The sequence below is a fragment of the Vibrio chagasii genome, assembly GCF_002954585.1.
GTDB lineage: Bacteria > Pseudomonadota > Gammaproteobacteria > Enterobacterales > Vibrionaceae > Vibrio > Vibrio chagasii_A.
In genome coordinates, this window is the sequence record NZ_MSCI01000002.1 from 347,599 (window position 1) to 372,733 (window position 25,135).

Annotated in this window: 19 protein-coding genes and 1 other RNA gene; 12 read left to right on the forward strand and 8 right to left on the reverse strand. The window is 44.8% G+C overall.

The genetic code is table 11. The annotated features are described in order from the left end of the window. Positions 1-144 precede the first annotated feature (144 nt). The 5 genes from guaB to BTO10_RS09700 all read left to right on the forward strand — a co-directional run bounded on the left by guaB (position 145) and on the right by BTO10_RS09700 (position 8,297). On the forward strand, positions 145-1,608 hold the full coding sequence (guaB, locus tag BTO10_RS09680) for an IMP dehydrogenase (protein ID WP_061033280.1): 1,464 nt from the start codon (positions 145-147) through the stop codon (positions 1,606-1,608). Between the two features lie 202 nt (positions 1,609-1,810). Beyond that, positions 1,811-3,364, forward strand: coding sequence for a glutamine-hydrolyzing GMP synthase (gene guaA / locus BTO10_RS09685; RefSeq protein WP_004740319.1), 1,554 nt, complete (start codon positions 1,811-1,813; stop codon positions 3,362-3,364). A gap of 304 nt (positions 3,365-3,668) precedes the next feature. After that, a complete protein-coding gene (locus BTO10_RS09690) occupies positions 3,669-5,381 on the forward strand; it encodes a chitinase (protein ID WP_105024403.1) in 1,713 nt (570 codons plus the stop codon). Positions 5,382-5,603: 222 nt separating this feature from the next. Beyond that, entirely contained in the window at positions 5,604-7,154 is a 1,551-nt protein-coding gene (locus BTO10_RS09695; protein WP_105024404.1) for a Na+/H+ antiporter NhaC family protein, read from the forward strand. A 549-nt stretch (positions 7,155-7,703) separates the two neighbouring features. Then, the gene (locus BTO10_RS09700) at positions 7,704-8,297 is read left to right on the forward strand and encodes an acetate uptake transporter (protein ID WP_105024405.1); all 594 of its coding nucleotides are present in this window, start codon (positions 7,704-7,706) and stop codon (positions 8,295-8,297) included. Positions 8,298-8,416: 119 nt separating this feature from the next. On the opposite strand, the gene BTO10_RS09705 is transcribed toward BTO10_RS09700, so the two are convergent. The 3 genes from BTO10_RS09705 to BTO10_RS09715 form a co-directional block, all read right to left on the reverse strand. Then, positions 8,417-9,964 carry an alanine/glycine:cation symporter family protein gene (locus BTO10_RS09705; protein WP_105024406.1) on the reverse strand — a complete coding sequence of 516 codons (1,548 nt, stop codon included), beginning with the start codon at positions 9,962-9,964 and terminating at the stop codon, positions 8,417-8,419. A gap of 579 nt (positions 9,965-10,543) precedes the next feature. Beyond that, complete coding sequence (locus tag BTO10_RS09710; protein WP_063522645.1) at positions 10,544-11,311, reverse strand: 1-acylglycerol-3-phosphate O-acyltransferase; 768 nt, start codon at positions 11,309-11,311, stop codon at positions 10,544-10,546. A 168-nt stretch (positions 11,312-11,479) separates the two neighbouring features. After that, positions 11,480-12,448, reverse strand: coding sequence for a hypothetical protein (locus tag BTO10_RS09715; RefSeq protein WP_105024407.1), 969 nt, complete (start codon positions 12,446-12,448; stop codon positions 11,480-11,482). A gap of 270 nt (positions 12,449-12,718) precedes the next feature. Here BTO10_RS09715 and BTO10_RS09720 point away from each other — a divergent pair, with 270 nt between their 5' ends. From BTO10_RS09720 to BTO10_RS09735, 4 genes are all read left to right on the forward strand, one after another. Next, the gene (locus tag BTO10_RS09720) at positions 12,719-14,431 is read left to right on the forward strand and encodes a class I SAM-dependent methyltransferase (protein WP_105024408.1); all 1,713 of its coding nucleotides are present in this window, start codon (positions 12,719-12,721) and stop codon (positions 14,429-14,431) included. A 51-nt stretch (positions 14,432-14,482) separates the two neighbouring features. Next, entirely contained in the window at positions 14,483-15,211 is a 729-nt protein-coding gene (locus BTO10_RS09725; protein ID WP_105024409.1) for a DUF429 domain-containing protein, read from the forward strand. Between the two features lie 79 nt (positions 15,212-15,290). Continuing rightward, positions 15,291-16,100, forward strand: coding sequence for a M15 family metallopeptidase (locus BTO10_RS09730; RefSeq protein WP_105024410.1), 810 nt, complete (start codon positions 15,291-15,293; stop codon positions 16,098-16,100). Positions 16,101-16,403: 303 nt separating this feature from the next. After that, complete coding sequence (locus BTO10_RS09735) at positions 16,404-18,284, forward strand: ATP-dependent zinc protease family protein (protein ID WP_105024411.1); 1,881 nt, start codon at positions 16,404-16,406, stop codon at positions 18,282-18,284. A 196-nt stretch (positions 18,285-18,480) separates the two neighbouring features. Here BTO10_RS09735 and ssrA read toward each other — a convergent pair. After that, positions 18,481-18,847, reverse strand: a transfer-messenger RNA (tmRNA) gene (gene ssrA / locus BTO10_RS09740). Positions 18,848-18,912: 65 nt separating this feature from the next. Next, positions 18,913-19,398 carry an SsrA-binding protein SmpB gene (gene smpB / locus BTO10_RS09745; RefSeq protein ID WP_004737567.1) on the reverse strand — a complete coding sequence of 162 codons (486 nt, stop codon included), beginning with the start codon at positions 19,396-19,398 and terminating at the stop codon, positions 18,913-18,915. 119 nt (positions 19,399-19,517) lie between these two features. On the opposite strand from smpB, the gene BTO10_RS09750 reads away from it, so the two are divergent. Next, a complete protein-coding gene (locus BTO10_RS09750) occupies positions 19,518-19,946 on the forward strand; it encodes an SRPBCC family protein (RefSeq protein WP_004737568.1) in 429 nt (142 codons plus the stop codon). 3 nt (positions 19,947-19,949) lie between these two features. Then, complete coding sequence (locus BTO10_RS09755; RefSeq protein ID WP_004737569.1) at positions 19,950-20,258, forward strand: RnfH family protein; 309 nt, start codon at positions 19,950-19,952, stop codon at positions 20,256-20,258. Between the two features lie 160 nt (positions 20,259-20,418). On the opposite strand, the gene bamE is transcribed toward BTO10_RS09755, so the two are convergent. From bamE to nadK, 3 genes are all read right to left on the reverse strand, one after another. Then, entirely contained in the window at positions 20,419-20,778 is a 360-nt protein-coding gene (gene bamE / locus BTO10_RS09760; protein WP_004735159.1) for an outer membrane protein assembly factor BamE, read from the reverse strand. Positions 20,779-20,945: 167 nt separating this feature from the next. Then, positions 20,946-22,610 carry a DNA repair protein RecN gene (recN, locus tag BTO10_RS09765; protein ID WP_105024412.1) on the reverse strand — a complete coding sequence of 555 codons (1,665 nt, stop codon included), beginning with the start codon at positions 22,608-22,610 and terminating at the stop codon, positions 20,946-20,948. 594 nt (positions 22,611-23,204) lie between these two features. Further along, positions 23,205-24,089 carry an NAD(+) kinase gene (nadK, locus tag BTO10_RS09770; protein WP_004737572.1) on the reverse strand — a complete coding sequence of 295 codons (885 nt, stop codon included), beginning with the start codon at positions 24,087-24,089 and terminating at the stop codon, positions 23,205-23,207. Positions 24,090-24,234: 145 nt separating this feature from the next. Here nadK and grpE point away from each other — a divergent pair, with 145 nt between their 5' ends. Further along, entirely contained in the window at positions 24,235-24,816 is a 582-nt protein-coding gene (grpE, locus tag BTO10_RS09775; RefSeq protein WP_004737573.1) for a nucleotide exchange factor GrpE, read from the forward strand. Positions 24,817-25,135 lie beyond the last annotated feature (319 nt).

Below are 25,135 nucleotides of genomic sequence, written 5' to 3' on the forward strand. Positions count from 1 at the left end.
TGCAAATTAAAAATACAAAAATGTGTAGCCAAGCGATTTCCCCGTGCGTATAATCCCTCCGCAATATCTAATCCAAAGTACTTCATTATGCGAAACGATGAAGTCGGATTTTTCTTTCTACTCCTCAATTGTGAGATATTGCAAATGCTAAGAATTGCCAAAGAAGCGCTGACATTCGATGACGTACTACTCGTGCCAGCTCACTCCACTGTTCTCCCAAACACAGCTGATCTTCGCACTCAGTTGACTAAAAACATTTCACTGAACATCCCTATGATTTCTGCGTCGATGGATACCGTGACGGAAGCTCGTCTGGCTATCGCACTCGCGCAAGAAGGTGGCATTGGCTTTATCCACAAGAACATGTCTATCGAGCAACAAGCTGAGATGGTTCGTCAGGTTAAAATCTACGAAGCAGGTGTGGTTTCTCATCCTGTAACAGTAAGCCCTGATGCAACAATCGCTGACGTTGTCGCTCTAACTGAGAAGCACGGCTTTGCTGGTTTCCCAGTTGTTACTGAAACAAACGAACTGGTTGGTATCATTACTGGTCGTGACGTTCGCTTCGTAACAGACCTTTCTAAGAAAGTTGACGTAGTAATGACGCCTAAGTCGCGTCTAGCTTCAGTTAAAGAAGGTGCAACACGTGAAGAAGTGCAAGAGAAAATGCACGAAGCACGCGTTGAGAAAGTACTTGTTGTAAATGATGACTTCCAACTAACAGGAATGATCACTGCAAAAGACTTCCACAAAGCAGAACGTAAACCAAACGCATGTAAAGATGAGCGCGGCAGTCTACGTGTTGGCGCCGCTGTTGGCGCTGGCGCTGGTAACGAAGAGCGCGTTGCTGCTCTTGTTGAAGCTGGTGTAGACGTTCTACTTATCGACTCTTCACACGGTCACTCTGAAGGCGTACTTAACCGTATCCGCGAAACTCGCGCTGCATACCCAGATCTACAAATCATCGGTGGTAACGTAGCAACTGGCGCTGGCGCTCGTGCTCTTATCGAAGCGGGTGTAAGTGCAGTTAAAGTTGGTATCGGCCCTGGTTCTATCTGTACAACTCGTATCGTTACTGGTGTTGGTGTTCCTCAAGTAACAGCAATTGCAGACGCAGCGGAAGTTGCAAACGAATACGGTATTCCAGTAATCGCAGATGGCGGTATCCGCTTCTCTGGTGATATCTGTAAAGCTATCGTTGCTGGCGCATCTTGTGTGATGGTTGGTTCAATGTTCGCGGGTACTGAAGAAGCACCAGGTGAGGTTATCCTTTACAACGGTCGTTCTTACAAGTCTTACCGTGGTATGGGTTCTCTTGGCGCTATGTCTCAAGGTTCTTCTGACCGTTACTTCCAATCTGACAACGCTGCAGACAAGCTTGTTCCAGAAGGTATTGAAGGTCGTATCGCATACAAAGGTCGTCTAAAAGAGATCGTTCACCAACAAATGGGTGGTCTACGCTCGAGCATGGGCCTAACAGGTTCTGCGACGATTGAAGACATGCGTACTAAAGCTGAGTTTGTTCGTATCTCTGGTGCGGGCATGAAAGAATCTCACGTACACGATGTTCAAATCACTAAAGAAGCACCTAACTACCGTTTAGGTTAATAATACGTCCAAACGTTTGAATAATGTGCTGATTAAGTCGGCACATTATTTTATCTAAAGCCTGTTTTGTTTAGAGAGTGATTCTCACAAAACATCGACTTACAGATAACTAACGAAAACGTTTGCTTTATTTCTTGAAGAGTTAATCAGAGGTGAGTAAACTCGCCTCCGTTTGATCACATAGCCAATAAGACTGCTTAAAATGACTAAAAATATTCATGACCAACGTATTCTAATTCTAGACTTCGGTTCTCAATACACACAGCTAGTTGCTCGTCGTATTCGTGAGATCGGTGTTTACTGTGAACTTTGGAGCTGGGACGTAGACGAAGCGGATATTCGTGAATTCAATCCAGACGGTATCATCCTATCTGGTGGCCCTGAAAGTGTAACGGAAGAGAACTCTCCACGTGCACCTCAGTACGTGTTTGATTCAGGTGTTCCTGTATTTGGTATCTGCTACGGCATGCAAACTATGGCTGAGCAACTTGGCGGTAAAGTAGCAACGTCTACTGAGCGTGAGTTCGGCTACGCAGCGGTACAAGTGACTGGTGAATCAGCACTGTTCGCTGACCTTGAGTCTACTCAAGACGTTTGGATGAGCCACGGTGATAAAGTGGTTGAGATCCCATCTGATTTCACAAAGATCGCTGAAACAGATACTTGCCCATACGCAGCAATGGCAAACGAAGAGAAGAAATACTTCGGTGTTCAATTCCACCCAGAAGTAACACACACTAAGAATGGCCTGAAAATGCTTGAGAACTTCGTTCTTAACGTTTGTGGTTGTGAAGGTCTGTGGACTTCAGCTTCAATCATTGAAGATGCAGTTGCACGTATTAAAGAGCAAGTAGGTGACGACGAAGTTATCCTTGGTCTTTCTGGTGGTGTTGATTCATCAGTAGTTGCAATGCTTGCTCACCGCGCTATCGGTGACAAACTAACGTGTGTATTCGTAGATAACGGCCTACTTCGTCTCAACGAAGCTGAGCAAGTTATGGATATGTTCGGCAACAAGTTTGGTCTAAACATTATCCACGTTAACGCTGAAGACCGTTTCCTAGAAGCGCTTAAAGGCGAGAACGATCCAGAAGCGAAGCGTAAGATCATCGGTCACGTATTCGTAGACATCTTCGACGAAGAGTCTAAGAAACTGAAGAATGCGAAATGGCTAGCTCAGGGTACTATCTACCCAGATGTAATCGAGTCTGCAGCATCTAAGACGGGTAAAGCACACGTAATCAAATCTCACCACAACGTTGGTGGTCTTCCAGACGATATGGAGATGGGCCTTGTTGAGCCTTTACGTGAGCTATTTAAAGATGAAGTACGTAAGATCGGTCTAGAACTTGGTCTTCCATACAACATGCTTTACCGCCACCCATTCCCAGGTCCAGGTCTAGGTGTTCGTGTTCTTGGCGAAATCAAGAAAGAGTACTGTGATCTACTGCGTCGCGCTGATGCTATCTTCATTGAAGAGCTTCACGCTGCTGACCTTTACCACAAAGTATCTCAAGCATTCACGGTATTCCTACCAGTACGTTCTGTTGGCGTAATGGGCGATGGCCGTAAGTACGATTGGGTTGTATCTCTACGTGCTGTAGAAACAATCGACTTCATGACTGCTCACTGGGCACACCTACCATACGACTTCCTAGGTAAGGTTTCTAACCGCATTATCAACGAAGTTGACGGCATTTCACGTGTTGTTTACGACATTTCTGGTAAGCCACCAGCAACTATCGAGTGGGAATAATCTCTTAGAGATTTAACTGCTATTTGATTTAGTTATTAAAAGCCTCGAACTCAGTTCGGGGCTTTTTTGTTTTCCACGCCGTATAGTCAATGGTTGTGGTTTGAGGGGGGATTGAGCGGTAAGAAACCAAATTAGTTGGAAACTAGATATCAGCTCAAGAAACCATGAGACGCATTGTTACCTTCAACTATACATAAAACTATCACTCGCACTTTTTATAAATTCATAAAGCAACGGCTAGGCCATTTCACGTGTGAAGCATACTCTTTGATGGACTTATTAAGGACAGATAAGAGAATCCATCATGTTAAAAATCAGATATTTGGCGACAGTACTGGGCTGCACCTTGGCAGCGCAAAGTCATGCGTCTTTGAACATTCAACCTGATCCGCAAAACCCGAATGGTTACCTTGTTGAAAAATCGGCATTACAAGCTGCTGAACAAGCAAAAACCTCGGACCCTATGTATGCGATCTGGTCACAGGCTCTACAAACTCGTTCGAACACCATCGTTGAAGCGATTGAACCCGGTTTATCTTCCAACCCTGAGAACGTAAAGCGAGTAGAGCGCGTATTCCCTCAATCTGAATGGGACTTCCTTACTCAGATGGCAGCCCCTGAATACACTTACACTCGCTTTCTACGTGCGATTGGTAAATTCCCTGCGTTCTGTGGAGAGTACACTGATGGCCGCGACTCTGATGCCATCTGTAAGAAATCCATCATCACAGCCTTTGCTCATTTCTCTCAAGAGACGGGCGGCCACATCGCGATAGATAATACTTCTGATAACCCGTTGGGTTTAGAAGAGTGGCAGCAAGCGTTAGTCCATGTTCGTGAAATGGGTTGGTCTGAAGGGCAAGAAGGTTACACCACAGGTTGTGGTCAGAATGATTGGCAAAATGCACGCTGGCCATGTGCGGCAGGGCAGGGTTACTTCGGTCGTGGTGCTAAACAGCTTTCTTACCATTTTAACTACGGCGCTTTCTCTGAAGTTATGTTCGATGGTGATGCAACCGTGCTGCTGAATAATCCGGGGTTAGTTGCTGATTCATGGTTGAACTTGGCTTCAGCTATTTGGTTCTTCTTAACGCCACAAGCACCGAAGCCAGCGATGTTGCACGTTATTGACCGTACTTGGACGCCATCTCAACGTGAACTGGATGCGGGCATTGGTTATGGCTTTGGTACCACCATTAACGTAATCAACGGTGGTATTGAGTGTGGTGAGCAGAATAAAGACAAAGGCCAACCGGTTAACCGTATTCGTTACTGGGAAGGGCTAGCGGCGCACTATGAGATTCCTGTAGAGGCAGATGAAGCCAATACCTGTTGGCAACAAACTCCATATGGAAGCTTGAACCTTAATGGCGCAACAGATGTGCTATACACCAACTGGGATGGCAACTGGAAATACTACGCAGATCGCCCAGAAGGTTACTCATTTGAGTGTGAGTTAGTCGGCTTCCAAACTGCATACTCAGCATTAGTACCGGGCGATTACGAGAAGTGTGTAACCAACTTTTATGGATCTCATGCAAGTTGGCCTGAAGTGAAGGTGGTCGATAAGCTTGATCCGGTAGACCCAGGAACCGATCCAGGTGGTAACGGCTGGAGTGCGACTAAGGTTTACAACGCTGGTGACCAAGTGACTCACAACGGCGCAACCTACGAAGCGAAATGGTGGACACAAGGGGATGACCCTGCCAATGGTGGCCCTTGGAAACTAGTAACAGGTGAGCCAACACCACCGGTAGTGACAGCTCCAACGCCTGTTGATCCTGTTCCTGTCGATCCTGAACCAGTAGACCCAACACCCGTTGAACCACCAGTGACAGAGCCGCCAGTGGTTGTCGACCCATCTGAATTTATTACGTGGCAAGCAGGTGTTAGCCAAGTGAGTAATGGCGATAAAGTGACGCATAACGGTAAGTGCTTCGTGGCTAAAAACGGCCCAGGTGTTTGGGAAAGCCCAGTTCAATCGAATTGGTTCTGGGATGAAATTAGCTGTAAATAATTAATTATATAATTCAGTGTTTTAACTGATAAATCAAAGCCGAAAGTGATTGCTTTCGGCTTTTGCGTTTCTGCTCTGCGTTCCTCGAGCATCTAACGCAAAACTTCCTAGCTGAATGCTAATTTTCCATTTAGAGAATAAAGTCCTGTACAAATGCTTTTTGTGAATTTATATTCACTTTTAAATTATACTTACTCTTTATTTTAGGGTTAAGGTTTACCTATGGAACAGACAGATATCACGTCACTCATCCCCATTGTGATTACTTTGGTGTTGTCGTTGGCGACAAGGAATGTAGTGATTGGCCTTTTTGCTGGCGTACTCAGTGGCGTTGCTATGCTCACCGGAATGTTCAGTGAACTAAACCCTCTTGATACCTTTGGAACCATGGTCAAAGGCTACTTAGTGCCACAGCTTACTGATAGCTACAATGCTGGCGTCATTATGCTGTTGGTATTCATCGGTGGCTTTGTTGCTTTGATGGAGAAGTCGGGTGGTGGTGTCGCGTTTGCTATGCGTGTGACGGAGTGGGTCAGCAACAAGTGCCAAGCTCAGTTGTCTGCGTGGTTTGGAGGAATCGTGATATTTTTCTCTGACTTAGGTACTCCGTTAATTGTTGGCCCTGTCTTTCGCCCCCTTTTCGATAAACTGAAACTTTCTAGACAGAAGCTGGCATTCATCATCGACTCTACATCATCACCTGTCGCGATCCTTATCCCTTTTATCGGGTGGGGCGTTTACATCATGAGCCTGATTCAAAAAGAGTTTACCGCCTTGAATGTCAACATGTCTGACTGGGATGCCTTTATTGGTGCGATTCCTTTCCAGTTCTACACATTCTTAGCGATTTTCATTGTTCCTTTGGTTTCTTTTAAAGGTTTAGATTTCGGACCAATGGCAAAAGCGGAACGTGATTGCCAAGCGGGAATCAACTCTGGTGTGAACAGCGAATCACTCAATACTTTCTCGCATAAAAATGCAAAGGCATCTTTTGTTTGGGCACCATTATTAGTGATGCTGGTGGTATTGTGTGCCATGTTAGTTCCACAAGGCTTCCCATTTCAAAAGGTCGCGGGCTCTTCATTCAGAGCAGCACTGTCTTCGGCTTATTTCTTTGCCGCGATTACCTTGATCTCGCTGATGGCTTACTACGGCGTGAGAAAACTGTCGGATGGTGTTTCTGTGTACCTAAAAGGCATGGGTAACATGATGCCAGTTGCGATTATTTTGGTATTGGCGTGGGCATTAAGCACGATTGGTAAAGAGTTAGGCGCGGCGGCTTATATTGCAGAACAAGCACAGAGCGGTTTCCCATACTGGTTAGTACCTGCGGTTGCTTTCTTACTGTCGGCTATTATCTCATTCGCTACGGGCTCTTCATGGGGGACCTTTGCCATCATGATGCCGTTAGTTATCCCAACCGCGATTGCGATTGATGCACCGCTGTTGGTTGCGATTGGTGCGGTGCTTTCTGGCGGTCTGTTTGGTGATCACTGCTCACCGATCTCTGAAACCACCATTTTGTCTTCGACAGGTGCCGGGTGTGATCAGTTTGAGCACTTTAAGACGCAGCTACCTTACGCATTAATGAATGGTTGTATTGCTCTAGTGAGCTTTGTTGTCGCAGGCTTAACTGGCAGCTCGTTGGTTGTGTTAGGTACGCTTGTCGCTCAATTGGTTGTCGTGACACTGCTAGCCAAGCGCGACACGAGTAAAAACGCTTCTTCAGAAGTTCAATCTCAAGTGTCTGAATCTAAACCACAACAAGCGTAATTTAAGATTTCAGAAGAGGGATAAGATTCCAGACATCTCGTCCCTCGATTCTGGAATGACGATGGGATGGGTAGATACGGGATGCGAGTAATCGAGCAACGAAAAACTCGCTCTCTATTGTCTAAGTTTGACGCTAAGGGTTCTCGCTTACTCAAATCTGGAGAGTTTTTTCTCATCCCGTATCTCGTTACCCGCATCTAAGTTACAGTCGTTTCTTCCTAACCACCTCAACATACACTCCATTCGTCATTCCCCATAGCGAGGCACGAGCGTAGTAGGGAATTTCTTGTGTTTATCGTTGTTGTGGATACCTAAAGGAGATTCCAGACATCTTGTTACTCGCATCTTTTCTATAGCGTGATAGTGAATTCTCAACTCATAACCCTCACGAATGTAAATTACAGAAACCAAATCAAAAGCCCAATAGGATCATTTCAACAACCTTAGTTTTCGATAACTGGATTACCCCAAAAGCGATTTATCAATTAAAATTTTATTACAATTTTTATTGGTTTTTTTTAACCCCTATTTGATAAAGGTAAATTCGCAATGTCGACCAAACTAGCTAACCCAGCGCCGTTAGGCTTAATGGGTTTCGGTATGACCACTATTCTTCTTAATATCCACAACGCAGGTTTCTTTCCACTAGATTCAATGATCCTTGCAATGGGTATTTTTTACGGTGGTTTAAGCCAAGTTATCGTTGGCACAATGTGCTTCAAACGTGGTGACACGTTCGGTACAACTGCATTTACCTCTTACGGCCTATTCTGGTTGACTCTTGTTGGTCTAATCGTAATGCCTAAAATGGGCCTACCAGCAAGCCCAGCAGCATTCATGGGTTGGTACCTACTTCTATGGGGCATCTTTACAGGCTTCATGTTCATCGGTTCTCTATGCTACCCAGTAGCGAAGCAAGTAGTATTCGGTTCACTAACTATCTTGTTCTTCCTGCTTGCAGCTCGTGATTTCACTGGTAACCAACTGATCGGTACTATCGCTGGTTTCGAAGGTATCTTCTGTGGCGCTTCCGCTATCTACTTCGCAATGGCGCAAGTAATCAACAACGAATACGGCCGCACAGTACTGCCAATCGGTGAGAAGAAAGCACCTCGAATGGCAACACAAGAAATCGCTGCATAATCTCGCGTTTCTTAGAAATATAAAAAAAGGGTTAGCCATGGCTAACCCTTTTTTGCATTTGCTCTAAAGAAAAACAGAATCTAGAGCAACTTATCGTTCAAAAGCTGTAATTGAAAGCCTTACGTTGAAGGCTGTTCTACTGGCTTGCTATCTGCCACTTCAGCTTCTGGCGACTTACCCGTCTTACGCTTGTACTTCTCTTCCCAGTAAGTTGCACCTTTGATGCCTAGTTTTACAGGGTTGAATGTGTACTCGGTTACGCCTTTACTCTGTTGCTCCTCGTAGTCAGCCAAAGCGTTAAGCGCAGGCTTAGATATGAAGAAGATGATCAGAATACCAACGATGTTTAACCACGCCATTAAGCCTACGCCAACGTCACCCATTGCCCATGCAAGGTTCGCTGCTTTGACCGTGCCGTAGAAAACCGCAGCGATCATGATAAGTTTAAGCGCAAACATCATCCCTGGGATTTTTATGGTGCGTCGCAGGTAAGCAATGTTTGTTTCTGCAATGTAGTAGTAAGCAAGAATTGTTGTAAATGCGAAGAAGAATAGAGCAAATGCGATGAATGGTTTACCAACACCCGGTAGTGCACTTTCAATCGCTAGCTGTGTAAATACAGGACCATTCGCGCTCACGTTTTCAGCAAGGTTTTGCACAAGGAATGCACCCTCAGTCCCGCCATGTACATTGTAAGCGCCAGTAATGATGATCATGAATGCCGTAGCAGAACAAACCAGCAGTGTATCGATATAGATAGAGAATGATTGAACCAAGCCTTGTTGAGCTGGGTGATCAACACTTGCTGCTGCTGCGGCGTGGGGACCTGTACCTTGACCCGCTTCGTTTGAGTAAACACCACGTTTTACACCCCAACCAATCGCAGCGCCGAAGCCAGCCATAGGTGTGAATGCATCACCAACAATCATAGAGAACACAACAGGTACTTGGTCAATATTGAGTAGGATGATAATGAAGGCGATGATGATGTAAGCCAATGCCATGAATGGAACAACGATTTGCGTGAAGTTCGCAATACGCTTAACGCCACCAAAGATGATGAAACCAAGGATAATTGAGACAACGGTACCAGTGAAGATTTTAGCGAAGCTGAATGTACCGACAGCTGTTTCTATCATTGCACCTGAACCAAATGCAGCTTCTACCGCATTGCCAATGCTGTTTGACTGGACACCTGGGAGTAAAATACCACAAGCAAAAATCGTCGCGATTGCAAAGATCCATGCGTACCACTTCTGACCCATCGCTTTCTCGATGTAGTAAGCCGGGCCACCACGGAACTGACCTTCGTCCTCTTCTTTGTAGATTTGCGCTAGCGTTGATTCTGCAAACGCAGTCGCAGCACCAAAGAAGGCTACAACCCACATCCAGAATACTGCACCAGGACCACCGAAACCGATAGCTGCAGCAACACCTGCAATGTTGCCAGTACCAACACGGCCAGATAACGAAACAGCAAGTGCTTGGAAAGAGGAGATACCTTTAGTAGAGCTTTTACCTGATAATAATAAGCGCCACATTTCGAAAAAATGACGGATTTGTACAAATCGAGTCATGACCGAGTAGAACAAGCCTGCGCCTAAACATAGATAGATAAGCACTGGGCTCCAGATTATTCCATTCAAAAAATCAACGAATGACTGCATGAGTTTTTTCCCTGTTAGTTTTACTTGTGATTGTTTTTCGAACAACACAATACTTCACTTGTAACTCAATTGTTAAACTATTTATCTGTGAGTTAAGATTACTGTGATACAAAGCAACTTCTTGGCAGTAATTGTTAATTTTTATCGCTTTTTATGATGGGGTGAGTTGATTTTTTTGATGCAACTGTATGTTTTTCTTTGTATTCATAGATGTGTTGAAAGAGTGATTGCTCTATATCTTATGTCAATCATTACTGGGTCGGGGTTGAAAGAAGCGCAATAAAATGGGTGGGTATTCTGTGACTGGCTTACATCAAAAGCTATGTGTGGTTAGTTCTTATGTTGCATTAAAGTTACGAATGAGTGCGTCGGGTTAGGACTTTTTTGATTGCTGAACAATCAAGCAATCAGGGCAAGATAGGTGAAGGTGACCGTTGTTGACTGCTATTTCTCAGCTGGACTAGGCTGCGTTCACTTTTCAAGATAAACGTCAGCCCAGTAAATGATGAACAACGATAGTGGTAATCGTGAAGGTTTTTGGGAGAGGCCTTAATTAAAGCTTAATCATTTTGAAGCGAATTACCGAGCAGAAGAACGGTCGGAATCAAGCTCAGAGTTTTGTTGTGATTCCCATCTAGCGACTTCAGCATCAAGCTCTGCAATCTTCTCAGCCATTAACGCATGGCAGTGATTCGCCAGTTCTCTTGCGTCACTCAGTTTGTATCCAGATACATCAATAGGCTCAAGCATCTCGGTAATCACAATGCCGTTGTTTAGTCGGTTAAAGTCGATTTTGTTGTGAGTGGTGCTCGTGCACATCGGGGTGATAGGTACACCCGCCTCAATCGCCATTCGGAAAGCGCCCGTTTTGAACGGCAATAGCCCGCGCCCTTTACTACGTGTTCCCTCTGGGTAAACCCACACAGAAAGGTCTCGTTGATGGATCGCTTCTGCCACTTGTTTGATCGTATCGCGCGCTTTCGACTTGTCTTCACGGTTGATCAGAATGTTCCCCGTGATCCAATACAGTAGGCCAAAGAAAGGCACTATCAATAAATCACGCTTACCCAAAGAAACGGTACGCGGCCTTAACATTCCTGGGTCGGTGACAAAATCCAACACACTTTGGTGGTTAGAGATATACACGCTCTTTTCTGGTGTGGGTGCATTCTCTAGACCACGCTGCACCAGTTTTACACCGAGGATCTTCTGTAATTGGTTGAACCAACGACAAAAAAAGTACACATGCTTAGGGTTCTTGGGGCTAAACAAGCAGTAAACAAAAGCAAATAACGTGGTGAAAATAATAAACACCGTAGCCAAGATAATACGAAGAACAGAAAGCAAAATTGACTCCTTACTCACTACAAGAGTGCAGTGATTAAATAGTTTCAGGTATTTGAAGTCTTCACTCTATTTAACTGAAATGCAACAATTAACTGTGTGAGACGTCTTTTTTTAGATCTTTATATAAAACAATGACTAACAAGCACTCTAGGAGGGGGGTTACCGAGCTTACATGTGTTCACTGGTACCTGCTTCTGATGGCCAATATTGCTTATTAGGATCAGACTTGTTTACCCATTCAGGGTTTTGACGGGCTTGTACATAAAGTTGTAGGCCATTATAAGACATAAAAGCCGCAGGACCGCCAAGATGTTCGAAATAGTCAAAATAATCATCTTCAAGCGTGCATAAATGCGCTAAATCTTTGACCTTGTTCGCCAGTGCCCATTGAATCGCAAACACTGGAGCCGTTGAGCCTGCAATCGATATTTCTTCAATATTGGGGTTAAACATTGCATTAGCCTGTTCCAGTAGAATTTCTTGTTGCTCAGATTCTTGCAGCAGCACCTCATCGATGATCGCCAAACGCTTGGTATTTGAGATATTCTTATTCAGCTTTGCAATTCTCAGTGCGTAGCTAAATCTTTCTGATGAAACTATATTGACCAGTTCAGACAGCAGTTCTTTGTCTACCCCTGCAGCCTTGGTGAAATAATCGATACAAGAATGGAGTGAAGCATAACGAGTGCCTTCAAACTCAAAGCCACTGGTTTCGTCGTAGGCCTCAATGGCGATGTTATCAAGCGACAAAGGCCAACCTTGATACTCGACTCGTTGCTTGGCTATTTGATACATCTTCCAAGCGCTGCGCCCAAAGCCGCCAAGTGTCGAACCCGTAAATTCACTGTCTATCAGCTCTTGCTCTGTCCAGTTCTCACCAATACCTAGGTGCTTGGCATACTTATCAATGAGCGCATGCTTTATCTGGTCGCGCACCGCCCAAATCGAAGTTAGGTCTTTGGCATATTTCACACTCGCGCACTCTTTACACGCTGGCAGCGCTATCGGCGCATGACCAACCTTGGCAAAAAGCGAAGCGGTTTTAGGAAACTCAACCGTGTGATTAGAAGGCTCACCACAAAACCAACAGGTGTGGCGCAGGTTGAATGGGATGTCTATGTAAGAGTATTGAGTCATTGAGCGTCTATCGGCTGAGTGTTGAGGTTGGGGACATTACGGTAAAACAATTATCTCTGTTCGAGTGTCGCCTTGCACCTGGTTTGTTTCACTTTTCCCCCGAGTTTGATTTTAGGCGCTTGTTATCTGAATGGGTTGGTGGAGATATGTTTATATAAAACAGCGACTAATGGTGAATGTTGATGGGAGTGGCTGAACCGATATGTGCCGCTAGTAATCTTGTTAGGTCACTATTACTATGGAGCTAGACTCCTTACTCCAATAGCGCATATGTCTTCATCGATTCCTTTTTACGATAAAAATGCCCGCAAACTTTGCCAGCAGTACCACTCTGTTGCTTTCGAAGCTGTTCATAAAAGCTGGCAAGCTTATTGGCCTTTAGAGGGCGATAAGGTGCTAGATGTAGGGGCGGGATGTGGCCGTGATGCGTTATGGATGCAAAAGGCTGGGGTGGAAGTCATCGCGATAGAACCCAGTGCGTCATTACGTATGCAGGGCTCAGAATACACTGGGCCAGATGTTACATGGTTGGATGATTCACTCCCATCCTTGAGTCGAATTGAAAACCTTGGAATGCGTTTTGACCTGATACTAGTCAGTGCTGTGTGGATGCACCTTGCACCGTCATATCGAGAGCGAGCATTCAGAAAGTTATCTAACTTACTCGCTCCAAATGGCAAATTGGTGATTACGCTACGTCATGGAGAGTTTCATGACGACCGAGAGGGCTATGAAGTTTCGGTTGAAGAGCTTGAGCGTTTATCGAAGAACAGTGCTTTGTTGGTGCGTCATGTCGATGATAGCCAAGACACCTTGAAGCGCAGTGAGGTTTGGTGGCAAACCGTAGTGATGACCTTGCCAGATGACGGCTCTGGTGACTTAAACAAAGTGCGTCACATTATTGTGAATGACAATAAATCGGCCACATACAAATTGGCTCTGTTAAGAACCTTGCTGCGAATCGCAGATGCCCATTCTGGTGCTGTGATTGATCGAACCGATGGCAAAATATCTCTACCAGTGGGTTTGGTTGCTCTGTATTGGGTTAGGCAATTTAAGCGTCTCATTGATATCGATATAGAAGGCGTTGGGGTTCAGCAAAATAGCAACAAGACTAAAGGCCTAGGCTTTGTAAAAGACGATGGCTGGAACAAGCTCAAGCACCTCAGTGCCGATGATTTAGCGATAGGCACTCTGTTTATTGGTGATGAAGCCAAAGCATTGCAGAAGTTGTTTTCACAGACGATCAGCACCATTAAATCGGGCCCTGTGACCTTTATTTATCAGGGTACTAAGGAGAATAAGTTGTTTGAGATACTCCCACCTCAACAGCGACGAAAGAGTCGAGAATCACTAGTTATCGACAGTGAATTCTTAGCAAGCTTTGGTTACTTCACACTGGATGAAAGCTTATGGGAATGTTTCAGAATCTATCACTCTTGGATTGAGCCGCTAGTCGTGAATCAATGGGTGATAGAGATGCAGCGTTTTGAGTTAAATCGACAGCGCAACATTTCACTACAGACCTATCATGACTGTTTAGTCTGGATTGACCGAAACCACGACACTCGTGACGTACGCAAAAGAGTTGAGCAACTTAGAGCTGAACATGCAGACATTGTCAGCATCTGGAGTGGAAAATCGTTAAAAAATGAGTATCACGTTGATCACTGTCTGCCTTTTGCTTATTGGCCTAATAACGATAAGTGGAACCTCTTTCCAACCACAAGCAAAGAGAACTTAAGCAAAAGTGACAAAGTGCCTACCGCTGAAAAACTTCGCGCGTCTAAACCTCGTATTCTCGAATGGTGGCAATTGGCGTGGAGTGATTCGGCTCATTTTGAACAGCAATTCTTTTCTGAAGCGGTTCTTTCTTTACCTAATATTCCCCCACAATGTCGAGACTTTGAAGAGGTGTTTGACGCAATGGGTCTGCAGGTGCGTGGTGTAAAAAGTCGACTATTAATCAATGAGTGGCATTGAGCGTCACGCTTACCCGCTAATTTAACCCTTTATGTAACGGTAGAGTAAATAATGAAATACATCGGAATTGATGGCTGTAAGGCGGGGTGGATCGCTTGGATTGTCTCTGATGATCAGGCGCCAGTGTTTAAAGTAGTGAAGGCGCTCGATGAGTTAGCGAGTGATCTTATCGGTGCGACGGCGCTTATCGACATGCCGATTGGTTTTAGTGATGCGCAGGCTCCAGATCGTTTATGCGACAAAGCAGCAAGGCGTTTTCTAACCAGCAAACGTGGTGCTTCGGTGTTTCCGGTTCCGTGCCGTGAGGCGGTTTACCAAACCGATTACATTGCGGCGTGCAGTGCCAATGTGCAGCAGCTTGGTAAGAAGTTCTCTAAGCAAACTTGGGGGATTGTTCCAAAAATCCGAGAGCTAGATAAACTCATCGATAATCACCCACATTTATCGATCAGAGAGTCTCACCCTGAGGTGGTGTTCGCTGCCTTGAAAGGGGAACCGCTTACCTTCTCGAAGCGAACCCAAGAGGGCAAAGAAGAAAGGCTTTCTATTATTGAGCAACTCGCCCCACAATGGTGTGAGGCTGTGGCGTTAGCTATCTCAAACACCAAGCGTAAAGATGTCGCGATAGATGACATTTATGATGCATTTATATTGATGTTGATTGCTTATCACGCTCCAACATTGTCGTGCTTGCCAGAACTTTCTGAGATTGATGGAGAGGCGGATAAGGATCAGAATGGTCGAGTTCGCGAAATCGTTTATTGGAACAAAGTGCACTAGCGAAGTATGCGCTCTGTTAGGTTGAGTGTGTTATTTTCCACTCCCTATCTTTTTACTCTTGATGTTTTTGAGCCTTGATATGAATCGTTTAATTGTTGGTTTGCTGGTAACTTTGAGCAGTGCGGCGAGTTATGGCCAAGTAGCACCTGTGTCCCAATGGCAATGTGACATGATGAAAAAGAACAAGGTATTGAGTAGCGGAGCACCTGTTGGCTGCGAGCGACTATCCAAAGTGGACTTTGATTTCATTAACTTTAAAGGCGAAACGCAGCAGGGGAATATGATTGTGTTTGATGTTATCGCCCCTTCTGTTGAACAACTCTTTTTAGAACTTAAACAGCGTAACTTCCCACTGCATTCTGCGCGCCTAATGCGAGAGTTCAACGGTGATGATAACGCCTCGATGGAAGCGAACAACAGCAGTGCGTTTAATGCTCGGCCTATCACTGGTGGAGGAGGTTGGTCGAAGCATGCTTACGGTGTGGCAATCGATATCAACCCAGTTCAAAACCCTTTCTTAGCGTTCGATAGTAACGGAACCATCACGGTCAAGCCCTCACAATCGGCGACTAGCTATGTGAACAGAACGCGTTTTCGTGCTCGCAAGAACATTGAACGCCGAGGCATGGCGGAAGATGTGGTCGAGTTGTTTGCACATCATGGTTTTATGATCTGGGGAGGGGACTGGAATTCCCCAATTGATACTCAGCATTTCGAAGTGGGATCAAGGAAGTTAGTCAATCAACTGCTCTCTCAACCCAAACCAGAAGCCAAAGTGTTATTTGAGCGATACGTCGAAACTTACCGCCAATGCTTTAATAAAAATAAAGGTGAGGGTGCAGAAAAAGCTCGTGCTATCTGTGCAAAGAAAACAGTCGGGACTTTTTAGTGCTATGTTTATCTAGAACCGTTCGTGTTTTAGCAAGTTAAGCTCGCTTCATGGGTATTTTTAATCGCTAAGGTCAACGCGCGTCGTTGGCCTTTTGTGTATTCATTTCTCCAATAGAACACTGAGTATCCAAACGTTATTGAGTGTCTGTTAGTCAACAATTGATGAAATAATGCGACGCAAAGTCATCGGTTTGTCATTGAAAAAGTCATAGCGTAAACGTTATGTGAGAACCATTGCTGGTGGGGAACTTCTTGCCTTTTCACTAGTATTATTAGTGAACTGATCACAACGGACTAACTAATGAAAAAGATCCCTTTGACTCTAACTCTTTTAAGTTCTCTATTTTTGTCACAATACTCTTTGGCTACAGACACCTCTCATACCACGCAAAACCCGAGTTACGAACTTGATGGTAAAGTGGTCTTAGGGCGAACTGAGAATGTGTACCTCTCTGGCGTTCAAGGGCTAAAAGACGTCCCTTTCATGGGTAAAATCGACACCGGTGCAGAAACCACATCGATGCATGCTGAAGATATTCATGTGAGAAGTCTCCATGCCGACTACAAGAACCTCAAAGATGAGGAGTTGATGGCGGCATTGGTCGAAGAGGTTCGGAGCAACAGAGCTCTCCACTATAGGGATTGGGATGGCAGTCACTTTGCAAAGTATCAGGCGATCGTTTCTTTTAAGGTGCAAAACCCGCGGACTGGAGAGAAAGTAAAGGTTCAGGCCCCTTTAGAGCGTGTCAGTGTTATACGTAGCCGCACCAGCAGTAAGTCTTTGCTTCGTCCGACGGTGAAGATGTCTCTGACCATCGCTAATCAAGAACTAAAAACTGACGTTAACCTCACGGATAGAAGCCATTTCTCTGCACCTGTATTAATCGGTAAAACCTTCCTAGCGGACAACGCGTTGGTGTTCGCTGGCTACGACTACTTGCAAGAGCAAGAGAACGCAACGGTGGTTGGTCGTAAAGAGGTGGTGTCTATCTCGGGAATGGATATGAACGCTACTTTCTCGTTAAAGAACCGCTACAGCATTTTGTATGCAAAAGACATCGACATAGACAAAGAGAACAAACAAGTGACGTTTGATATGTTCGACAAAGACGGTAAGCAAAAAGAGATGACATTACCGTTAGTTCGTATGCTAAATGTGAGCGGAAATCAGAGGCCTCTTGTGTATGTATCAGTTCAACTCGATGAGAATACCACTAAAGATGTGCTTGTTTATTTGAGCGAGCATTCAGGCGGTACTTCTCAGTTAAAGGTGGGGACGAATACCGCTAGCGAACTCTTTATGATTGATACCAATGCTGAGAATTTGCTCTCACAAGGTTCATCGAGTTTTAGCAATGTGGTTGAAGCGGGTTCCCCAATGATTATCTCACCGGAAGAGGACATCACACTTGATGGGTTCTCGCTAAAGGCTGTGGCTTCTTTTACTGTAAACACGCCTCTATTAAGGGTGGACAGCTTTGAAATTGTCGGCAAGGGCAAAGATGAATCGGTTGAGTTTTACCTAACTGACGCGAATGGCGAACAGCAGAAAGTCACAAAGCCAATCATTAAAAAGCTCAAAGTAGGGGACGATACTCGCCCAGTAGTGAGCGGTGAGTTCTCGGCTTCTGGCAAGGTTCGCACACAAGAGTTTGCTATCGATGTACTAAACAGCAATGAAAAAGAAGCCTACTTCATTCTCGGTAAGAAGATGGCGAAAGAGGGCGTTTACGTAAACACGCGCTCAGACTACCTATTGAAAGCCGAGCCTCTGTTTAAAGTTGGGCACATTGAAGTGGTTGAAGTGAACGGCATGACATTCCCTGCCAAGCTAGACACAGGTGCTGACGTGAGCTCTATGAACGCGGTGAACATCAAGCGATTCAAGAAAGATGGCCAAGACATGGTGACCTTTACTTATCAAAACAATCAAGGCGATAAGCAAGAGTTCACCAAGCCAGTGATTGGTGTGATGCGTATTAAAGCGAAGAAAGGCGAGAAGGTTAACATTCGCCCTGTCGTAGAAATGAAAGTGAAGTTAGGCGACTTAGAGAGAGAGGTGAGAGTGAACCTTCAAGACCGCTCTCGCTTCGAATACAGCATGATTCTAGGTAAGAACTTCCTAAAGCATGGCGTAGTAGTAAGTAGTGATGAAGATTACGTTTTAGGGAAAATGGAGTAACGTCTTAACTGGCTAAAAGCGAAATAGAGCAGTTCTAAATGGCCACACATTTCAGCAATGGGGTGTGCGGCTTTTTAATAACCAACTGTTTTAGTTAGCTATTCGCTAGTTGCTTTGCCGTGGAACGTATCTCATTTTGTGGTCTTTAGACAAACAAAAAGGGCCAACTCTTTCGAGTTGGCCCTTTCCAAACGTTTGGTGGAGCTGGCGGGAGTTGAACCCGCGTCCAAAAACTATTCATCATTGGTACTACATGCTTAGTCGATCTTTAAATTCACCAGCAACCTGCGAACCGACACGCTAGTTAAAGGCTAACCTGAATTATAATTCGCGCTTTTCCTCTCAGGTGGGAGAAGCCACGCTAGCTTGTTTGGGTTTGATCTCTTGTTGGTCCCCGTCTTACGAGCGGAAGCTAGGGCAAGAGAGCTCTGAGCAGGTTATTAAGCTGCTAGTGCGTAGTTTTCGTCGTTTGCGACTATTTTTTTGCGGCTTTTTACGTGGCCAACCGCCCCACGGCATGCACCTCAGACTTCAAAATTCCTGTCGAATCCTAAATCAGCCCCAAGTGTTCTTGCATAGTACCAGAAAAGCTTACCCTGTCTAGCACTGTGCGTTTAAGTGCTTAAAATTAGCGCAAATTACTCTTCATAATTCGTGCTTTATCTCTCGCCCAATCTTTTTCTTTCATATCAGTACGTTTATCGTGCAGTTTCTTACCTTTTGCTACGCCAATTTTGATCTTCGCCCAAGAGCGAGACCAGTAAAGTGCGGTTGCGACAAGTGTCATGCCTTCACGGTTAATACGACCGAATAGGTTATCGAGCTCTTTTCTCGACATTAGGAGTTTACGGACACGTGTTGGGTTCGCCACGATATGAGTACTCGCTTGAGTCAGCGGAGTGATCGTCATACCACTAATGAATGCTTCGCCATCACGGATGTAAACGTAGCTTTCGGCGATATTCGTTTTGCCTTCACGTAGGGATTTTACTTCCCACCCTTGTAGCTCAAGCCCCGCTTCTATCTCATCATCGATGAAATATTCGTGGCGAGCTTTCTTATTAAGCGCAATGGTATTGCTACCGGCTTTTGATTTTGATTTATTCTTTGCCATAATGGCCTCATTATACGGATTGCGCCCTAGTTGGGGAATCCTTTTTATTTGCGCTCTGGCCCAATACAATTAAAATTGCAGTTTGTGTTAATGTAACGCCGTCTTTAACAGGAGTCTATATGCCAAAGGTTACTCGTTCAGCATTAGTTTCATTTAGTGCCGACCAGATGTTTAGCTTGGTCAATGATGTTGCTCGTTATCCTGAGTTTTTGCCAGGGTGTTCTGGTTCTCGTGTGATCGAATCTTCAGATTCCGCTATGGTGGCTTCGGTTGATGTTTCTAAAGCCGGTATCAGCAAAACATTTACAACGTCTAACCGCTTAGCGGATGGCGCTGAGATCTTGATGGAGCTGGTGGACGGCCCGTTCAAGAAACTGCAGGGCGGTTGGTATTTTACTCCGTTGGATGAGCAGGCCTGTAAGGTCGAGCTTAAGTTAGAGTTTGAATTCTCTAGCCGAATGATTGAAATGGCATTTGGTAAGATTTTCAATGAGCTAACGACCAACATGGTGAGCGCATTTACTCAACGAGCGAAACAGGTTTACTAAACCATGACTATTGAATCAGATATGATCCACGTAGAAGTTGTGTTTGCACTTCCGCATGAGCAGCGTGTGTTTACTTTGGTTGTGAACAAGAACGCGACCGTTGAAGAGATTATTGCGCAGTCTGGTGTTTTGGAGCTGTATCCAGAGATTGACTTAGCGAAAAACAAGGTTGGCGTGTTCAGCCGTAACGTGAAGTTAGATGCAACGGTTCGTGATAAAGACCGTATCGAAATTTATCGTGCACTACTGGCTGATCCAAAAGAGATTCGCCGTAAACGTGCCGAACAAGCAAAAGCCGCTGCTGCTAAATAGCATCGAAAAACGGATTAAATTCACAGAGAGCTCGCCAAATCGGCGAGCTTTTTTGTGTCTGTGAGCGAGGTTTCGTGGGTTGATTTGTAAGCAAATATTAAAAAGCCTGCTCAGTGAGCAGGCTTTTAAGATTCTTGATTGAGAACTTGTATATTGAAAGCTAGCGAAGGCTTTCGAAGAACTCATCACTGGCTTCAAAATCACCGTTGATCGTAACTAGGGTGCCAGTAGCATCAAAGTTCACGACGAGGTTTTTCTGAATCGGGTCTTCATGACCTTTTTGATGGTGGTAAATGTAGTACCACGTATCTGGGTAGCCATTTTCGATAAGCATAGGTGAGCCCATAACGTAACGAACTTGTGTTTTTGTCATGCCAAACTTGAGCTGGTCGACAGCTTCTTGTTCAACATAGTTACCCTGATTGATGTCAATTCGATAAACCAACTTCTCTAGTAGAGAGCAACCGGTCAACATTGTTAGTGCAAGTGGAACTGCAACTAACCACTTTTTAATTCGCATAGTTTGAGATCTTTCTTCGCTAAAATACTGCCTGATAATAAACAAGCTCCAGCAAGAAGTAAAAAGCTCCTTGCGCTTTGAGCTTGTTATGACTGGCAATTTTGAATTTAGTTGCAAAATTGCCAATATTTTTCGGTAAATTATCAGAAAGTTGCTGAAGATTTAATCTAAGCGGCGACCAATAACTCTTTTGCGTTGGCAAGGGTCGACTCGGTGATTTGGCTGCCACCAAGCAGTCGAGCCAGCTCTGAAACGCGTTGTTGCTCATCAAGTGTGTGCATTTGAGTTTCAGTTTTACCTGATTTCGTGTTCTTCGCCACAAACAGCTGTTGGTGACCGCAACCGGCAACTTGAGGCAAGTGAGTCACACACATTACCTGTGTAGATTCGCCCAGTTTACGCAGCATCTTGCCGACTACAGCAGCCGTTGGGCCACTGATACCCACATCCACTTCATCGAAAATTAGACTTGGAGTATCAACTTTTTGTGCTGTGATCACCTGAATCGCTAATGAAATACGTGATAGCTCACCACCAGACGCCACTTTAGCGATTGGCTGCATCGGTTGGCCTGGGTTGGTAGACACAATGAAGGTCACGTTATCCATACCCAATGGTGAAGGGTGAGTGTTGGTGTTGTTTACTTCAATCGCAAACTGCGCTTTTTCCATGCTGAGTTCGTGCATGCTTTGCGTGATCAGCTTGTTTAGCTCTTTCGCGTAACGAACGCGAGATTTATGCAGCTTTTCAGATTTTGCTACGAATGATTGGTATTGGTTTTCAACGTCATTTGCCAGCTCTTCAAGTTTCTCATCAGAGCAATCCAACGCTTCAACTTGTTGTAGTAAATCTTGGTGGTGTCTATACAGCTCTTCAGGCAATACGTGGTGTTTACGTGCCATCGACATCACTTTAGAGAAGCGCTCTTCAACGTAAGCCATACGACCTGGATCGACGTCGATGCTATCAAGGTAAGTTCTTAGCTCGCTGTTGGTCTCTTCAATCTGAATAATAGCTTCAGACAGCATATTTGGCAGCTCAGCAAGTCGCTCGTCTAATTCTGCCAATTGAATTAGGGAGTGATTGGCTGATTGCAGAATACCAAGCGCATTAACTTCTTCACCTTCGTAAATAAGCTCGATAGCTTGCTGGCAGGTTGAGGCCAATTCTCCGCTATTGGCGAGGCGCTTATGCTCTTGTTCGAGCTCTTCATATTCTTCCTCCCCAATAGATAACTCGTTTAACTCTTTGATTTGGTATTCAAGAAGCTGTTTCTGAGCTAGGTTTTGTTGGCTGTTTTCACGTAACTCTTTTAGGTGGTTGTCTGCTTGACGCCAAGTTTGATAAGCGTTACGTGTCGATTTCAATAGGTTTAAATGGCCCGCGTATTGGTCAAGCATTGCCATTTGGTAATCGCTTTTCATCAATTGGTGGTGCGCGTGCTGGCCATGAATGTTGATCAGTAGTTGTCCTAGTGATTTCAATTGTGAAAGAGGAACCGGGCTACCGTTAATGAATGCACGCGAGCGACCTTCTTTAGAGATGGTTCTGCGTAGGATGCATTCCGTGCCGTCTAGAAGTTCGTTATCTTCTAACCAGCGAGTTGCGTGCAGATTGTTCTCAAGTAAAAAAGCAGCACTGACTTCGGTTTTTTCTTCACCTTGTCTTACCATTCCTGCATCGGATCTCCCTCCAAGACACAAACCCAAAGCATCGATTGCGATAGATTTACCCGCACCAGTTTCCCCGGTGATTGTTGTCATGCCTTTAGAAAGTTCTAGCTGTAAAGACTTAACAATAGCGAAATTATTAACACTTAAATGAGCCAGCATTTTTATTTACCTGTATAACTGAACAATACTGTATATAAGCTCAGTATATACTGTTTCTTTATACAGTAAAGTCGACAGATGAAAATTTTTTGTGAGATCGATCAAATCAAACTTCGTTTGTAGGTGCCTGATATTGATGTCTATTTGCGAAAAGAGATTCCAGACACCTCGTCCCTCAGTTCTGGAATGACGGATCGATTGAGGTTAATTGTTCGTAGTCGTCATTCCCTAGAGCGACGGAGGTGCGTGGTAGGGAATCTGTTTTAGTGATTTGTTTTGCTGGATGAGATTCCAAATACCTCGCCCCTCAGTTCTGGAATGACGATTAGGGTGGGTTTACTGTTCGTAGTCGTCATTCCCTAGAGCGACGAAGGAGCGTGGTAGGGAATCTGTTTTGTGATTTGTTTTGGTGGATGAGATTTCAGACACCTCGTTCCTCGGTTCTGGTATGACGGTTAGGATGAGGTTTATTGTTTGCTGCCGTCATTCCCTAGAGCGACGAAGGAGCGTAGTAGGGAATCTCTTTGGTAATAAAAAAAGGCTGACGAATATCACCAGCCTTTGAAGTTTTCGGTTGTTGCTAGTGTTGCTTAGTTAGAACAGCTTACTCGACCAGCCTAGTTTGTTACGTAGGACATGGTAGTAGTTGTAGTCTTTCGGGTGGATCAGTTTGAGCACATTTGGGCTTTGGTAAATGTGGATCTCGTCGCCTGGCGATACAGGTAGCGAGATTTGACCATCGCAGCTGACTTCTTGAGTGCCGCGGTTATCAGGCGATACGATCAGTTTAATGTGACGTTTCCCATCGACAACAAGTGGTCGGCTTGAAAGTGTGTGCGGGAACATAGGTACCAAAGAGATGGCATTCAAGCTTGATGACAAAATTGGGCCGCCGCCAGAAAGCGAGTAGGCGGTAGAACCGGTTGGTGTCGACACGATCAAACCATCAGAACGCTGCGAGAAAGCGAAGCTGTCGTCGATGTACACTTCAAACTCGATCATGTGCGCGACTTGGCCAGGGTGAAGTACCGCTTCGTTAAGTGCCGCATTGTGGCTTTTTATTTGGCCATGGCGGTGGATCTCTGTTTCAAGTAGGAAGCGTTCTTCTTCCATGAACTCGCCTTTGAGAACATCGGTCAGTGCACTCTGGAAGTTTTCTGGGTTGAGATCGGTCAGGAAGCCAAGGTTTCCTCGGTTCACACCAATTACTGAAATATCGAAACGAGATAAGATTCGAGCGGCGCCGAGCATGTTTCCGTCACCACCGACTACAATGGCGAGATCGGCGCGTTTACCTAAGTCGACCAGGCTAGAAAAATGTTCTTTTGGGATATCGTCTAAAATACTGGCGAGTCTGTCATCAACAAACACTTGATAACCCTCAGCGCTCAGCCACTGATAGAGTTCTCTATGAGTCTGAATTGCTTGCTGATCTCGAGGTTTACCAATAATGGCGATCACTTCAAATGGCTTTTTCATAAGGTTTCCAAACGAATTAGGCTTGAATCAAAATTCTTCATCCCCATAATAAAGGCAAGTTGAACGTCTATGCGAGTGTTTTATATCAATTTGAGGCGCAAAAACCTGCCTGTCACTTGCATTGGAAACGAATTCTGGAGATATCATGAGCAACGAAGAAAACAAAGTAACCGAAGAAGAACTAGATCAGATCATTGCTGAAGCAGAAAAAGTTGAAGAAGCTGAACTGAACGCAGACGCTGCTGATGAGCAGGAAGCAAAGATTGCTCAACTAGAAGCGGCATTGCTAGCTAGCGAAACTAAAGTGAAAGAGCAGCAAGACTCTGTTCTTCGCGCTAAAGCTGAAGTTGAAAACATGCGTCGCCGTAGCGAGCAAGAAATTGATAAAGCGCGTAAATTCGCTTTGAACAAGTTTGCTGAAGGCCTACTGCCTGTTATCGACAACCTTGAGCGTGCAATGCAAGCTGCAGACGCTGAAAACGAAGTGGTTAAGCCACTATACGAAGGTGTTGAGCTTACGCACAAAACATTCGTAGACACAGTTGCTAAGTTCGGTCTTAAAGAGATCAACCCTGAAGGTGAAGCGTTCAACCCTGAATTCCACCAAGCGATGTCTATCCAAGAAAGCCCAGATCACGAATCAAACACGGTTATGTTCGTGATGCAAAAAGGCTACGAGCTAAACGGTCGTGTAGTTCGTCCTGCAATGGTAATGGTTGCTAAGTAATTGAGTGGTGCTTGCATAGTGAAAGGTTCGACTTTTTACTGATCAAGCGAACTGCAGTTACAACATAATTCACTAGTTGATGTGAAATAAGAAGAGAGGCTTATGCCTCTCTTTTTTTGTGCCTGTTACTTGAGAATCCGCGTAAATAGTCCGTCAAACTGCATTAAGGATGTCGTTCTTTTTATTCCATACGGAACAGCGGTTTAGAGTTTTATATTATGAAACTGGTTGTTAATGAGGAAATGTTTTGATGTCACACTTGTGATAATTTTGTAAACAAATGCTTTTAATTGTTATCTTTGTATGTAAAATCCACTGC

Coding starts and splice junctions, on each gene's coding strand:
- BTO10_RS09755 (WP_004737569.1), top strand. CDS start 19,950: ATGACTATTGAATCAGATATGATCCACGTAGAAGTTGTGTTTGCACTT.
- bamE (WP_004735159.1), bottom strand. CDS start 20,778: ATGCGAATTAAAAAGTGGTTAGTTGCAGTTCCACTTGCACTAACAATG.
- BTO10_RS09725 (WP_105024409.1), top strand. CDS start 14,483: ATGAAATACATCGGAATTGATGGCTGTAAGGCGGGGTGGATCGCTTGG.
- BTO10_RS09720 (WP_105024408.1), top strand. CDS start 12,719: ATGTCTTCATCGATTCCTTTTTACGATAAAAATGCCCGCAAACTTTGC.
- guaA (WP_004740319.1), top strand. CDS start 1,811: ATGACTAAAAATATTCATGACCAACGTATTCTAATTCTAGACTTCGGT.
- nadK (WP_004737572.1), bottom strand. CDS start 24,089: ATGAAAAAGCCATTTGAAGTGATCGCCATTATTGGTAAACCTCGAGAT.
- BTO10_RS09735 (WP_105024411.1), top strand. CDS start 16,404: ATGAAAAAGATCCCTTTGACTCTAACTCTTTTAAGTTCTCTATTTTTG.
- BTO10_RS09730 (WP_105024410.1), top strand. CDS start 15,291: ATGAATCGTTTAATTGTTGGTTTGCTGGTAACTTTGAGCAGTGCGGCG.
- BTO10_RS09695 (WP_105024404.1), top strand. CDS start 5,604: ATGGAACAGACAGATATCACGTCACTCATCCCCATTGTGATTACTTTG.
- recN (WP_105024412.1), bottom strand. CDS start 22,610: ATGCTGGCTCATTTAAGTGTTAATAATTTCGCTATTGTTAAGTCTTTA.
- guaB (WP_061033280.1), top strand. CDS start 145: ATGCTAAGAATTGCCAAAGAAGCGCTGACATTCGATGACGTACTACTC.
- BTO10_RS09750 (WP_004737568.1), top strand. CDS start 19,518: ATGCCAAAGGTTACTCGTTCAGCATTAGTTTCATTTAGTGCCGACCAG.
- BTO10_RS09690 (WP_105024403.1), top strand. CDS start 3,669: ATGTTAAAAATCAGATATTTGGCGACAGTACTGGGCTGCACCTTGGCA.
- BTO10_RS09705 (WP_105024406.1), bottom strand. CDS start 9,964: ATGCAGTCATTCGTTGATTTTTTGAATGGAATAATCTGGAGCCCAGTG.
- BTO10_RS09700 (WP_105024405.1), top strand. CDS start 7,704: ATGTCGACCAAACTAGCTAACCCAGCGCCGTTAGGCTTAATGGGTTTC.
- smpB (WP_004737567.1), bottom strand. CDS start 19,398: ATGGCAAAGAATAAATCAAAATCAAAAGCCGGTAGCAATACCATTGCG.
- BTO10_RS09715 (WP_105024407.1), bottom strand. CDS start 12,448: ATGACTCAATACTCTTACATAGACATCCCATTCAACCTGCGCCACACC.
- grpE (WP_004737573.1), top strand. CDS start 24,235: ATGAGCAACGAAGAAAACAAAGTAACCGAAGAAGAACTAGATCAGATC.